The following is a 13,689-nucleotide window of genomic DNA, read 5'->3' on the forward strand; positions in this document are numbered from 1 at the left end:
ATCTCAACCCTGTAAAACCCGACAGCAATTTTCGACAATAGCGTCATCAACCAGGAGGTGAATGATGCGTGACTTACATAAAGGCGTCTGGCAAATGAGCCTGGCGATGTTAATTTCCGGCTCGATTGGCGCGTTTGTTTTACTCTCCGGACTGCCAGTGTCAGAAGTGGTTTTCTGGCGCTGTCTGATCGGCGCAATCGCACTGTTCATTTTCATTCGAATGAGCCAAAAACCCTTTAGTCCCCTCACCCGCACCTCTCTGCTGCTGGCTATTCTCGGCGGGGTAGCATTAGTGGTGAACTGGCTGCTGCTGTTCGCTGCCTATGAACGTATTTCGATTGGCCTTTCCACTGTGGTCTATAACACTCAGCCCTTTATGCTGGTGATGATGGGTATGTTATTAGGCGAACGCGTCAGTCTGGTAAAATGGGGCTGGCTGTTTCTTGCCTTCGGCGGGGTGGTAATTTTGCTCTCAGGCGAACTGTCCGGTTCCCATGGCTCAGCCTGGCTCGCGGGGATCGGTCTGGCACTGGGTGCGGCGTTCTTCTATGCGTTGACGGCGATTATTGCCCGCAAACTGAAATCCATCGCGCCACAGCATATAGCGTTTATTCAGGTGCTGACAGGCGTGGTAATGCTACTGCCGTTTGCCCGTATGCCCGCCTTGTCCGCTGATTTTCCGTGGCCAATTTTACTGACGCTGGGCATTGTCCATACCGGTATCATGTATCAGCTGCTGTATAGCGCCATCCAAAAACTTCCGACGCCCATTACCGGTTCACTGTCCTTTATCTATCCGGTAGTAGCCATCGTTGTCGATAACGTGGTCTTCGGGCATTCGCTCGATATTACCCAACTGGCGGGCGGCGCGCTGATCCTGTTTGCTGCGGCAGGCAATAACCTGGGCTGGGGCGAAAAAAAACCCCGCGAATGCGGGGTTAGTATCAAAACGACAAATTAGCGACGGGCACGCACAATCTGGTATTTGCGCGTCAGGTACTCCACCGGCGCGCTCCAGATGTGCACCAGACGAGAGAACGGGAACAGCACAAACAGGGTCATACCCAACACCAGGTGCAGGCGGAAGATAAACGCCACCCCGTCCAGATGTTCAGATGCACCACCGTGGAAGGTCACTACGGACTGCGCCCATCCCACCAGCTTCATCATCTCGCTGCCGTCCATATGCTGCGCCGAGAATGGAATGGTCAGCAGACCCAGTGCGCACTGAACCATCAGCAGAGAGAGGATCAGGATATCCGCCGTGGTAGTGGTAGCCCGCACGCGCGGACTGAACAGACGGCGTTTCAGCAGCAGCAGACCACCCACCAGGGTCATCACGCCGCAAGCGCCACCGGCGATCATCGCCATCTTCTGCTTCACTTCGATAGGCAGCCACGCTTCATACATCCAGTGTGGCGTCAGCATTCCCAGGAAGTGACCGGCAAAAATCCCCAGAATACCGATGTGGAACAGGTTAGACGCAACGTGCATCCCTTTACGATCCAGCATCTGGCTGGAGGCAGCACGCCAGGTGTACTGGCCATAGTCATAACGCAGCCAGCTTCCCACCAGGAACACGGTGCCCGCGATATACGGGTAAATGTCAAAGAAGAACATATTCAGGAAGTGCATTAGTGCCGTCCTCCGTTAGAGATATTCAAATATTGCGGGGCAACCGCGCCGGCAAAACGACGCTGGTGAGCCGAAATTTCAGATTCGCCGCAGCTCTGGTCAGCAAAGAATTTCACCTGCTCTTCTTCCCAGACTGCATCCAGCGCCTGTGGCGTGTCGTCGCGGGCTTCGTCCGCAATTTTCTCCGCCACTTTTTCACTGTCGACCGAGGCATTCGCCAGCTTCACCAGCACCCCAAACAGCACCGCATAGCGGCTCTCGCGCTGCTGAAGACGGGCGCTGAGCAACGCCAGAATCGGCGCGATGTCCTGCAGACCACCCAGCGCTTCTTCTTTTGGCAACTGCGCCAGATACTCCAGGTACAGCGGCAGATGATCCGGCAGCTCGCGGCTGTCGAGCTGCAGGCCGTGCTGCTCGTACTGGGCCATCAGGTCCACCATCGCCTGCCCCCGATCGCGGGATTCACCGTGAACGTGTTCAAACAGCAGCAGCGAGGTTGCGCGACCGCGATCAAACAGCTGGCTGTAATCCGCCTGCGCATCGAGAAGATCGCGCGCTAACAGGTCGCGGAGGAAAACGCCCAGGGTCTGGGCATCTTCTTTATCCAGGTTTTCAGAGGACGCGAGCGCATCAAAGAGTTCCTGCTGATGCTGCGCCAGCGCGGTATCCGGGTACTCCAGCAGACGCGAAATAATCACGAGTTCAATCATGGGTGCGGCTCCGTTTTGCTGGTCACATCCATGGCATCGATGCGGCGGCTGTTGAACAGGTTGAATTTGCTGTCAGACCCGTGGCAACCGTCGCCAAAGCTAAAGCCACAACCGTTTTTCTCCGGGAAGGCTTCGCGGGCCAGTTCACGGTGGCTGCTTGGTACCACGAAACGATCTTCGTAGTTGGCAATGGCCAGGTAGCGGTACATCTCCTGCGCCTGCGCTTCGGTCAGGCCGACCTCTTCCAGCGCACGGGTGTCGGTCACGCCGTCCACGGTTTCCGCACGTTTGAAGTGGCGCATCGCCAGCATACGTTTCAGCGCCAGCAGTACCGGCTGGGTATCGCCTGCGGTCAGCAGGTTTGCCAGGTACTGAACCGGGATACGCAAGCTCTCCACGTCCGGCAGAATGCCGTTGCTGCCCAGCTCGCCTGCATCCGCGGCTGACTGAATCGGCGACAGAGGCGGCACGTACCAGACCATCGGCAGCGTGCGGTATTCCGGGTGCAGCGGCAGGGCCAGCTTCCAGTCCATCGCCATTTTGTATACCGGAGACTGCTGCGCCGCGTCGATTACGCTCTGCGGAATGCCGTCTTTCAGCGCCTGCTCAATCACTTTCGGATCGTTCGGGTCAAGGAATACGTCCAGCTGACGCTGGTACAGATCTTTCTCGTTCTCGGTGCTCGCGGCATTTTCAATCGCGTCCGCGTCATACAGCAGCACGCCGAGGTAACGAATACGGCCTACGCAGCTCTCGGAGCAGACGGTCGGCATACCGGCTTCGATACGTGGGTAGCAGAAGATGCACTTCTCAGACTTACCGCTCTTCCAGTTGAAGTAGATTTTTTTGTACGGGCAGCCGGTGATGCACATACGCCAGCCGCGGCACTTGTCCTGGTCGATCAGCACGATGCCGTCTTCTTCACGCTTGTAGATGGCGCCGCTCGGGCAGGTCGCCACGCACGCCGGGTTGAGGCAGTGCTCACACAGACGCGGCAGGTACATCATGAAGGTGTTTTCAAACTGGCCGTACATCGCCTTCTGCATGTTCTCGAAGTTCTGGTCTTTGGCGCGCTTTTCGAACTCGCCGCCCAGAATTTCTTCCCAGTTTGGACCGCTGGTAATTTTGTCCATGCGCTGGCCGGTGATCAGCGAGCGAGGACGGGCGATCGGCTGGTGCTTACTTTCCGGCGCGTTATGCAGGTTCTGGTAGTCGTAGTCAAACGGTTCGTAATAATCTTCGATACCCGGCAGATGCGGGTTGGCGAAGATTTTACCCAGCAGCATCGCACGGTTACCCATGCGCGGCTGCAGCTTACCGTTGATTTTACGGATCCAGCCACCCTTCCACTTCTCCTGGTTTTCCCAGTCGGTCGGGAAGCCGGTACCCGGCTTACTTTCCACGTTGTTGAACCAGGCGTATTCCATCCCTTCACGGCTGGTCCAGACGTTCTTACAGGTGACTGAGCAGGTATGACAGCCGATGCATTTATCCAGATTCAGCACCATGCCGACTTGTGAACGAATTTTCATTTTACGCTCTCCTGTACCTGGTCATTACCTTCGCCATCTAACCAGTTAATATTTTTCATCTTACGTACCACCACGAACTCATCGCGGTTAGAACCTACCGTACCGTAGTAGTTAAAGCCGTAGGCCAGCTGTGCATAGCCACCGATCATGTGGGTCGGCTTCGGCGTAATACGGGTCACGGAGTTGTGAATACCGCCGCGCTGCTCGGTGATCTCTGAACCCGGCAGGTTCACGATACGTTCCTGCGCGTGGTACATCATGGTCATCCCGGCCGGTACGCGCTGGCTCACCACCGCACGCGCCGTCAGGGCGCCGTTGCTGTTGAACACTTCGATCCAGTCGTTATCTTCAATACCCAGATCTTTGGCGTCCGCTTCACTCATCCACACAATCGGACCACCGCGAGACAAGGTCAGCATTAGCAGGTTGTCGCTATAAGTAGAGTGGATCCCCCACTTCTGGTGCGGCGTCAGGAAGTTCAGCGCCTTCTCCGGGTTGCCGTTCGATTTCGCGCCCATCACCGCTTTCACGGAGCGGGTGTCGATTGGTGGACGGTAAACCAGCAGGCTTTCACCGAAGTCACGCATCCACTGGTGATCCTGATACAGCGACTGACGACCGGACAGAGTACGCCATGGGATCAGCTCGTGAACGTTGGTATACCCGGCGTTATAAGAGACATGTTCATCTTCCAGGCCAGACCAGGTCGGGCTGGAGATAATTTTGCGCGGCTGCGCCTGAATATCGCGGAAGCGGATTTTTTCGTCTTCTTTGTTGAGCGCCAGATGCGTGTGGTCGCGACCGGTGAATTCACTCAGCGCTTTCCAGGCCTTCACGGCAACCTGGCCGTTGGTTTCCGGTGCCAGGGTCAGGATCATTTCTGCCGCATCAATCGCCGTATTCAGCATCGGCTGGCCTTTGGCCGGGCCGTCCGCTTTGGTGTAATTGAGCTTGCGCAGCAGATCCATTTCGCTCTGGGTGTTCCAGGCAATCCCTTTCCCGCCGTTACCGATTTTCTCCATCAGCGGGCCGATAGAGGTAAAGCGCTCGTAGGTCGCCGGGTAGTCACGTTCCACCGGAATAATGTGCGGTGCCGTTACGCCCGGGATCAGGTCACATTCACCTTTTTTCCAGTCCTTCACGTCCAGCGGCTGCGCCAGTTCAGCGGCGGAGTCGTGCTGGATAGGCAGCGTCACCACGTCGGTCTCTTTGCCCAGGTGCCCTACGCAGACTTCAGAGAACTTCTTCGCGATGTCTTTGTAGATATCCCAGTCGCTTTTTGATTCCCACGCCGGATCAACGGCCGCAGACAGCGGATGAATAAACGGATGCATATCCGAGGTATTCATGTCGTCTTTTTCGTACCAGGTAGCGGTAGGCAGCACGATATCGGAGTACAGGCAGGTGCTGGAGAGACGGAAGTCGAGGGTCACCACCAGATCCAGCTTGCCGTCGAGACCGTTGTCTTTCCACTCCACCTCTTCCGGCTTCACGCCGCCCTGCTTGCCGAGATCTTTACCCTGGATACCGTTTTCGGTACCGAGCAGGTATTTCAGCATGTATTCGTGGCCTTTACCGGACGAGCCCAGCAGGTTGGAACGCCAGATGAACAGGTTACGCGGATGGTTTTTACCGTTTTCCGGCTGCTCGGCCGCAAAACGGATTGAACCGTCTTTCAGAGACTTAACGGTGTAATCCACCGGCGACATCCCTGCCTGCTTCGCCTCTTCCGCAATACGCAGCGGGTTAGTGCCCAGCTGAGGTGCAGACGGCAACCAGCCCATGCGCTCGGCACGGACGTTAAAGTCGATCAGATGACCGCTGTAGCGGGATTTATCTGCCATTGGCGACAGCAGCTCCTGCGCGGTAACCGTCTCGTAACGCCACTGGCTGGAGTGGTTATAGAAGTAGGAAGTGCTGTTCATATGACGCGCCGGACGCTGCCAGTCAAGGGCAAACGCCAGCGGCTGCCAGCCGGTCTGCGGACGCAGTTTTTCCTGGCCCACGTAGTGCGCCCAGCCGCCACCGCTCTGACCGACACAGCCGCAGAAGATCAGCATATTGATCAGGCCACGGTAGTTCATATCGAGGTGATACCAGTGGTTCAGACCGGCACCGACGATAATCATTGAACGACCGTGGGTTTTGTCGGCGTTTTCTGCGAACTCACGGGCGATACGGGTGATCTGCGCACGCGGTACGCCGGTGATCTGCTCCGCCCAGGCTGGGGTGTACGCCTTCACATCGTCATAGCTGGTCGCGCAGTTTTCATCATTCAGACCGCGCTCCAGGCCGTAGTTGGCCAGCGTCAGGTCATACACGGTGGTCACCAGGGCGCTAGAGCCGTCGGCCAGCTGCAGGCGTTTCACCGGCAGTTTGTGCATCAGCACGTTCTGTAGCTCGACCTTGTTGAAGTGCTCAGAACCTTCGCCGCCAAAGTACGGGAAGCCCACTTCTGCGATCTCATCCTGGCTGCCCAGCATGCTCAGGCGCAGCTCGGTCTCTTCGCCGGTTGTACCGTTACGTTGTTCAAGGTTCCATTTGCCCTTCTCACCCCAGCGGAAGCCGATTGAACCGTTTGGCACCACCAGCTCGCCGTTGCTGTTATACGCGACGGTTTTCCACTCAGGGTTGTTTTCCTGGCCCAGCGCGTCCACCAGATCCGCCGCACGCAGCGTACGGCCTGCTGCGTAGTAGCCGTCACGCTCTTCCAGCATCACCAGCATTGGCATGTCGGTATATCGACGCACGTAATCGGTGAAATACTGGCTTGGTTTATCGAGGTGGAATTCACGCAGCATGACGTGGCCCATCGCCAGCGCCATCGCGGAGTCAGTACCCTGTTTAGGCGCCAGCCACAGGTCACACAGCTTGGCAATTTCGGCGTAGTCCGGGGTCACCGCAACGGTTTTGGTGCCTTTGTAACGCACTTCAGTAAAGAAGTGGGCATCCGGGGTACGGGTCTGCGGTACGTTTGAGCCCCAGGCGATAATGTAGCTGGAGTTATACCAGTCGGCGGACTCTGGCACGTCGGTCTGTTCACCCCAGGTCTGTGGAGACGCTGGCGGCAGGTCGCAGTACCAGTCGTAGAAGCTCAGACAGGTTCCCCCAATCAGGGAAAGATAGCGCGCGCCGGAAGCATAAGAGACCATCGACATCGCCGGGATCGGCGAGAAGCCTGCCACGCGGTCAGGACCGTAAGTTTTGACGGTATAGACGTTAGAGGCGGCAATCAGCTCATTCACCTCTTTCCAGGAGGAGCGAACAAAACCACCGCGGCCACGCGCCTGCTTGAAGCTTTTCGCTTTGTCGGCGTCTTCGATGATGGATGCCCACGCCTCTACCGGATCGCTGTGCTGCACCTTGGCTTCACGCCACATTTTCATCAGGCGCTTGCGCATCAGAGGATATTTAAGACGGTTCGCACTGTAGAGATACCAGGAGTAGCTGGCGCCACGCGGGCAGCCACGTGGTTCATGGTTCGGCATATCCGGGCGGGTGCGCGGATAGTCGGTCTGCTGCATTTCCCAGGTCACCAGACCGTTTTTAACGAAAATCTTCCAGCTACACGAGCCAGTGCAGTTTACACCATGGGTTGAACGGACGACTTTGTCATGCTGCCAGCGCTGGCGGTAACCGTCTTCCCAGTCCCGGTTGGTATCCAGAACCTGGCCGTGCCCATCGGCAAAAGTTTCACCCTTCTGTTTGAAGTAGCGAAACCGGTCCAAAAATTTGCTCATCGGGTATCTCCTGTGTGGAGCCTGTGGCTCTCTAAATCGACATTGCTGATTTGCAGCGAAGGTAACGTCCTGTAAGAGAGGGAGAATTGATAACGATCAAGACGGAGGGGGACTATGAAGTGAGGTGTTATAACGAATACCACCAAAGCGGTAGAATTTTTATTTTTATATCTAATTGATTTTAAATGGTATTTTTTATTTATCGTACAATAAGCCCGCCTGTTTTTAACATCTCGGGTATTAAGGGGTAGGCTCGGCTGAAAAGCGATGGCGATCACAGAGTTACCTGCGGGCAGGACGTTAGAAAAGTCATGAGTATGTTGTAACTACTGAGGAAACAAAAAAACGCGACCCGAAGGTCGCGTAAACGGATAATCAAACTTACTTATTTTTCTTGGAATTACGGCCATATACCAGCCACGTGATGGCGACACAGGCGATATAGAAAACGAGGAATACTTTCATTGCTCCTGCCGGGGAGCCGGTCAGGTCCAGCGAGATCCCGAACGCTTTTGGAATAAAGAAGCCACCGATAGCGCCAATCGCGGAGATAAAGCCCAGCGCTGCCGCCGTATCCGTTGCCGCTTCGCGCATGGCCTGCTCTTCGCTACCGCCCTGCGCTTTCACGCGGTCCATGGTCAGCTTACGGAAGATGACGGAGATCATCTGGAAGGTAGAAGCACTTCCCAGCCCGGCCGTCAGGAACAGCACCATAAACACGCCGAAGAAGGCGATGAAGTTACCCCCCTGTCCGTCGGCTGGCAGGGTCAGGAACAGCAGCGCACAGAAGACCGCCATCACAACGAAGTTAATCAGCGTCACGCGGGTCCCGCCAAGACGGTCAGAGACCATGCCGCCCAGCGAACGCGCCAGCGCGCCAATAAACGGTCCGAAGAAGGCGAACTGCAGAATTTGCACTTCCGGGAACTGGGTTTTCGACAGCATGGCAAAGCCCGCAGAGAAACCAATGAACGAGCCGAAGGTCGCCAGATAGAGCAGCGCCATCACCCACAGGTGGCCGCGCTTCAGCACCGGCAACTGCTCGCTCAGGGATGCCTTCGACGCAGACAGGTCATTCATAAAGAACCAGGCCGCAAGGGTAAAGACCACCAGGAACGGTACCCAGATCCAGGCCGCGTTTTGCAGATAGAGGGAAGAGCCATCTGCCTGCGTCACCCCACCGCCGCCAAACGCCGCGAAGATAGAGACGGAGATCGCCAGCGGTGCAATCAGCTGCATTACGCTGACGCCCATGTTACCCAGGCCGCCGTTAATCCCCAGCGCACCGCCCTGCTTCGCTTTCGGGAAGAAGAAGCTGATGTTTGCCATGCTGGACGCGAAGTTTGCGCCCGCAAAGCCGCAGAGCAGAGAGATGATCACGAACACGCTAAATGGCGTGGAGGTGTCCTGCACAGCAAAACCGAGCCACACACAAGGCACGATCATGATACCGGTACTGAACGCCGTCCAGCGACGACCGCCAAAAACCGGCACCATGAACGCGTAAGGCACGCGCAGCAAGGCTCCCGACAGCGACGGCAGCGCAGTCAGCATAAACAACTGATCGGTGGTAAAGGTAAATCCGACCTTAGGCAGGTTCACCGCTACCGCGCTGAATAACATCCATACGCAAAACGCTAACAATAAACATGGAACGGAAATCCACAGATTTCGGCTTGCGACACGGTGGCCGCGCTGCTGCCAGAACGCCGGATCTTCCGGACGCCAGTCAGTTATAACGGCACCATTTTCCCTTTCGGGAGCGGATGTGTGACTCATAGACACCTCTGATTCTCGAATGATGCTGCAAACATTAGGGTTTTAGGGCGGCGGTAAGTTGATATAAATCAAAGGAAAAGTGGGAGGATTTGCGGCGAAAAAAAAGCCATCATCCTTAGTGAGTAGAGTAAAACGGTAAAAAAGACGTGGTTTTTCACAGGACTGACGTCTCGCTGTCAATTCCTCCCCCTGAGCCTTACCCCATTGGCAATTTAGAGGTAATCCTTTATTGGTATGGGTATACTCCAGGGTATGCACCAGAATAACGCCATTCCTGCAAGCAGGCCACGTCAGGAGCCCGGCAACTCTATGTTAAAAAGATGTTTATCTCCGCTAACACTCGTCAATCAGGTCGCCCTGATCGTTTTGCTGTCCACCGCCATCGGCGTGACCGGCATGGCGATTTCCGGCTGGCTGGTACAGGGTGTACAGGGTAATGCCCATGCCATCAACGAGGCAGGCTCACTACGCATGCAGAGTTATCGTCTACTGGCATCGGTGCCGTTAACCCAGGACGATCAGAAGCTGCTGGACGATATGGAACATACCGCTTTCAGCACCGAACTGGAAAGTGCCGCGATTCGTGCCGGTCAGGAATCCCAGCTTAAAGCCCTTCAGGGCTACTGGCACACTCAGCTGGAGCCGGGGTTAAAGCAGGCGAAAAATCCTGATACCGTTGCCCGTGATGTCGCCGGGTTCGTTTCCCGCATTGATACCCTAGTCTCCTCTTTCGATCAAACCACCGAATTACGCATCGACCGGGTGGTGATGATCCACCGGGCGATGGCGCTGTTTATGGGGCTGCTGCTGATTTTCACCATTGTCTGGCTGCGCGCCCGGCTGCTGAATCCCTGGAAGCAACTGCTGGCGATGGCCCGCGCGGTGACTGCCCGGGATTTTACCCAGCGCACCCACATCAGCGGACGTAACGAAATGGCGATGCTGGGCCAGGCGCTCAACACCATGTCAGATGAACTCGCCGAGAGTTATGCGGTGCTGGAAAAACGCGTACAGGAGAAAACCGCGGGGCTGGAGCAGAAAAACGAGATCCTCTCGTTCCTGTGGCAGGCTAATCGACGCCTGCATATGCAGGTGCCGCTGTGCGAACGTCTCTCTCCGGTCCTGAATGGCCTGCAGAATCTGACCCTGCTGCACGACCTGGAGCTTCGGGTGTACGACATGGAAGATGAAGAAAATCACCAGGAGTTTACCTGTCAGTCAGACATGACCTGCGATGACAAAGGCTGCCATCTGTGCCCACGCGGCTTACCGCCGCTGACCACCAGCGGCACGACGCTAAAATGGCGGCTGACAGACAGCCACACCCAGTACGGTATTCTGCTGGCGACCCTGCCCGCCGGGCGTCATCTGAGCCACGACCAGCAGCAACTGGTGGATACGCTGGTTGAACAGCTGACGGCCACGCTGGCACTCGACCGCCATCAGGAGAAGCAGCAGCAACTGATCGTGATGGAAGAGCGCGCCACCATCGCCCGCGAACTCCACGACTCTATCGCCCAGTCGCTCTCCTGTATGAAAATGCAGGTCAGCTGTCTGCAAATGCAGGCCGCAGAAATGCCGGAAAGCAACAAAGCGCTGCTGAGCCAGATCCGCAACGAGCTGAATACCTCCTGGGTACAGCTTCGCGAACTGCTGACCACCTTCCGCCTGCAGCTCACCGAGCCCGGCCTGCGCCCGGCGCTGGAAGCAAGCTGCCAGGAATTTAGCGCCCGACTGGGGTTCCCGGTGAAGCTCGATTACCAGTTACCGCCTCGTTTTGTGCCTTCTCATCAGGCCATTCATTTACTGCAGATCGCCCGCGAAGCGCTGAGCAACGTGCTAAAACACGCTGACGCGACGGCGGTCACCGTTACCGTTAGCCAGCACGATAATCAGGTGAAGCTCACGGTTCATGACAACGGCCGCGGCGTGCCGGAAAATGCCGAACGGACAAACCATTACGGTTTAATTATCATGCGAGACCGCGCCCAAAGCCTGCGCGGTGATTGCCAGGTTCGTCGGCGAGAAACAGGTGGCACAGAAGTGGTTGTCACCTTTATCCCCGAAAAACCCCTCACAACTATCCAGGGAGAAACCCATGACTAATCAGGAACCGGCATCCATCCTGTTGATTGACGACCATCCGATGCTGCGTACTGGCGTAAAACAGCTGGTCAGCATGGCACCTGATATCACCGTCGTTGGCGAAGCCAGCAACGGTGAACAGGGTATTGAACTTGCCGAATCGCTTGATCCTGATTTGATCCTGCTCGATCTGAACATGCCAGGCATGAATGGTCTGGAGACGCTCGATAAGCTGCGTGAAAAATCGTTGTCGGGACGCGTGGTGGTCTTCAGCGTCTCAAACCATGAAGAAGATGTCGTCACGGCGTTAAAACGCGGTGCAGACGGCTACCTGCTGAAAGATATGGAGCCGGAAGATCTGCTCAAGGCCCTGCAACAGGCTGCCGCAGGCGAAATGGTACTGAGCGAGGCGTTAACCCCGGTGCTGGCCGCCAGCCTGCGGGCAAACCGCGCCACCTCCGACCGCGACGTCAGCCAGTTAACCCCGCGCGAGCGCGATATTCTGAAGCTGATTGCCCAGGGTCTGCCGAACAAAATGATCGCCCGTCGTCTGGATATCACCGAAAGCACGGTCAAGGTGCATGTGAAACATATGCTGAAGAAGATGAAGTTAAAATCCCGCGTTGAAGCCGCCGTGTGGGTGCATCAGGAACGTATTTTCTGAGGATTACTCATCCGGGAGTAACTTCCAGCGCGGGTCGTCGTCAGGTAACGCGACAAGCGGCTGAACCACGGTAAGCGTGATCTCATTGGATGAGACGCGCTGTCCTTTTTCATCTTCAACCACCGCCGACAGGTGCCAGCGGTTCTTCGCCCCGTCACTGTCATCCCAGGCAGGCATAATCACACTCCAGCCGTCGCTGCTGTGCGTGTTGGCCGGTGCAGTCAGGCTCAGTGCCTGGGTATCGCCCTGCCAGTGGATCTGCCGAATACCATGAGTGCTGCGTACCTGAAGCTTGAGCATCACGGTCTCGCCCCCTTTCAGATCCCACGGCGGAGTCGCCAGCCAGACGGAGAGCGTTTTGCGCTGGCGGAACTCCATTACCGGCAGATTATCCCGCTCCGGTGAATCATAGCGACTGCCGCGCAGGGAGCGCGTGGCGGCAACTTCGCTGGCAGAAAGCTGCTTGGCAAGGGGCACACCAAAGCGGTAGTTGAGCTTAAGCCCGAGGTTGTTCTGACTCGCACCGCTCTCGCCCTGCTTATGCGCCGCCGTCAGGGTGACCAGCGGAACAGGCGTATAGTTAAGCCCCAGGTTGACCGCCACCGGGTTGTGATAGCCGGTTCCACTGTTGAACAGGTCAACGTTGTCACCAAAGTACTGCTCAAAGCTGACACTGGTGTTGAAATGATGAAACCACGGCAACCAGGCTTTAGCGGTCACGTCATAGCCACGCGCCATGCGCTGCTCCTGCACGTCCGAACTCTCGCGCCAGCTGGCCAGCGGTTGATAGTAATTGGCAGACAGACGCAGATTCTCGCCCCACGCCTCCGCGCCCAACCCGGCACGCTGCAGGTTTTCATCAAGCAGGTTATCGTAAAAGGTGTTGTAGCCGAGCAGCCATTTTCCGGCAACCCAGCGCTGACCGATGCCGGCATTGCTCACCAGGCCGTCACTCTGCTGCGTCAGCCCCAGCTGGCTCCAGCTCAGGTAACGGTTGTTATCATTCCAGGGGATGAACCAGCTCCCGCTGCTGCCGTTAAAGTTCCCCTCGTCATCCACCAGTAAATTGACGCTGGCGTTGCCCCAGGGCGAGAGCCAGGACTCAATCTGCTGATTCACCTCGCCGCTCACCGCGTCACGCACCTTACCAAACGCGAACTGACGCGCCTGCTCGCCGGTGGTGAGGCCGTTATCGGTCATACTGGCTTCGCCAAAGGCTTTTGCCATTTCGGCCAGGTGCTTTTCCCCCTCGTCTGTTGGCGTCGCCATGCCGAGATCGGGCAAACTGTCCCCGTTGTTATCAAAGGGGTTTTCTGCCTGATGCATAAAGGAATTCGGGGCACCGTGAACGGCACCCGCCGTAAGAAGTGGGAGTAATAACAGAAAGCGAATGCGGGACGATACAGCCATCAACGTCGTAAATAAGAACCTGTGTTTATGAGGCAACGCTTTTAATGTTAACGCGATAAGCTGTGAAATGCAGTCTTAGCGCAAATTTCAGGAATATCCTGAACATTATTGTCGCCTTACCCGACACTCTTAGA

Annotated in this window: 9 protein-coding genes; 3 read left to right on the forward strand and 6 right to left on the reverse strand. The window is 56.5% G+C overall.

The features are described 5' to 3' along the window. The first annotated feature begins 64 nt into the window (after positions 1 to 64). Positions 65 to 961 (forward strand): DMT family transporter, encoded by an 897-nt coding sequence (locus tag AC2FAK_RS03250; protein ID WP_062857059.1) that lies wholly within the window; start codon positions 65 to 67, stop codon positions 959 to 961. Here the strand turns inward: AC2FAK_RS03250 and narI are convergent. The 5 genes from narI to AC2FAK_RS03275 all read right to left on the reverse strand — a co-directional run bounded on the left by narI (position 958) and on the right by AC2FAK_RS03275 (position 9,396). Next, positions 958 to 1,635: a respiratory nitrate reductase subunit gamma gene (gene narI, locus AC2FAK_RS03255; RefSeq protein WP_013096259.1), complete on the reverse strand. Its 678-nt coding sequence runs from the start codon at positions 1,633 to 1,635 to the stop codon at positions 958 to 960. The two genes, AC2FAK_RS03250 and narI, sit on opposite strands and share 4 nt — an antisense overlap. Next, positions 1,635 to 2,345: a nitrate reductase molybdenum cofactor assembly chaperone gene (gene narJ / locus AC2FAK_RS03260; protein ID WP_095454520.1), complete on the reverse strand. Its 711-nt coding sequence runs from the start codon at positions 2,343 to 2,345 to the stop codon at positions 1,635 to 1,637. The genes narI and narJ overlap by 1 nt, the downstream gene beginning before the upstream one ends. Then, on the reverse strand, positions 2,342 to 3,877 hold the full coding sequence (narH, locus tag AC2FAK_RS03265) for a nitrate reductase subunit beta (RefSeq protein ID WP_013096257.1): 1,536 nt from the start codon (positions 3,875 to 3,877) through the stop codon (positions 2,342 to 2,344). The genes narJ and narH overlap by 4 nt, the downstream gene beginning before the upstream one ends. Further along, the gene (locus AC2FAK_RS03270) at positions 3,874 to 7,617 is read right to left on the reverse strand and encodes a nitrate reductase subunit alpha (RefSeq protein WP_013096256.1); all 3,744 of its coding nucleotides are present in this window, start codon (positions 7,615 to 7,617) and stop codon (positions 3,874 to 3,876) included. The genes narH and AC2FAK_RS03270 overlap by 4 nt, the downstream gene beginning before the upstream one ends. Before the next feature lie 381 nt (positions 7,618 to 7,998). Then, complete coding sequence (locus AC2FAK_RS03275) at positions 7,999 to 9,396, reverse strand: NarK family nitrate/nitrite MFS transporter (protein WP_013096255.1); 1,398 nt, start codon at positions 9,394 to 9,396, stop codon at positions 7,999 to 8,001. A 309-nt stretch (positions 9,397 to 9,705) separates the two neighbouring features. On the opposite strand from AC2FAK_RS03275, the gene narX reads away from it, so the two are divergent. Both narX and narL read left to right on the forward strand, forming a co-directional pair. Further along, positions 9,706 to 11,502, forward strand: coding sequence for a nitrate/nitrite two-component system sensor histidine kinase NarX (narX, locus tag AC2FAK_RS03280; protein ID WP_020690912.1), 1,797 nt, complete (start codon positions 9,706 to 9,708; stop codon positions 11,500 to 11,502). Then, positions 11,495 to 12,145 carry a two-component system response regulator NarL gene (gene narL / locus AC2FAK_RS03285; protein WP_003856701.1) on the forward strand — a complete coding sequence of 217 codons (651 nt, stop codon included), beginning with the start codon at positions 11,495 to 11,497 and terminating at the stop codon, positions 12,143 to 12,145. The genes narX and narL overlap by 8 nt, the downstream gene beginning before the upstream one ends. Before the next feature lie 3 nt (positions 12,146 to 12,148). On the opposite strand, the gene AC2FAK_RS03290 is transcribed toward narL, so the two are convergent. Further along, positions 12,149 to 13,555, reverse strand: a complete 1,407-nt coding sequence (locus AC2FAK_RS03290) for a YchO/YchP family invasin (protein ID WP_040022167.1) — start codon at positions 13,553 to 13,555, stop codon at positions 12,149 to 12,151. Positions 13,556 to 13,689 lie beyond the last annotated feature (134 nt).

It is taken from the genome of Enterobacter cloacae complex sp. 394F7, from assembly GCF_057320385.1.

What these genes read in the sequence shown, in the direction of transcription:
- narI (WP_013096259.1), bottom strand. Translation starts at nt 1,635, where the DNA reads ATGCACTTCCTGAATATGTTCTTCTTTGACATTTACCCGTATATCGCG.
- AC2FAK_RS03275 (WP_013096255.1), bottom strand. Translation starts at nt 9,396, where the DNA reads ATGAGTCACACATCCGCTCCCGAAAGGGAAAATGGTGCCGTTATAACT.
- narJ (WP_095454520.1), bottom strand. Translation starts at nt 2,345, where the DNA reads ATGATTGAACTCGTGATTATTTCGCGTCTGCTGGAGTACCCGGATACC.
- narL (WP_003856701.1), top strand. Translation starts at nt 11,495, where the DNA reads ATGACTAATCAGGAACCGGCATCCATCCTGTTGATTGACGACCATCCG.
- narH (WP_013096257.1), bottom strand. Translation starts at nt 3,877, where the DNA reads ATGAAAATTCGTTCACAAGTCGGCATGGTGCTGAATCTGGATAAATGC.
- narX (WP_020690912.1), top strand. Translation starts at nt 9,706, where the DNA reads ATGTTAAAAAGATGTTTATCTCCGCTAACACTCGTCAATCAGGTCGCC.
- AC2FAK_RS03270 (WP_013096256.1), bottom strand. Translation starts at nt 7,617, where the DNA reads ATGAGCAAATTTTTGGACCGGTTTCGCTACTTCAAACAGAAGGGTGAA.
- AC2FAK_RS03250 (WP_062857059.1), top strand. Translation starts at nt 65, where the DNA reads ATGCGTGACTTACATAAAGGCGTCTGGCAAATGAGCCTGGCGATGTTA.
- AC2FAK_RS03290 (WP_040022167.1), bottom strand. Translation starts at nt 13,555, where the DNA reads ATGGCTGTATCGTCCCGCATTCGCTTTCTGTTATTACTCCCACTTCTT.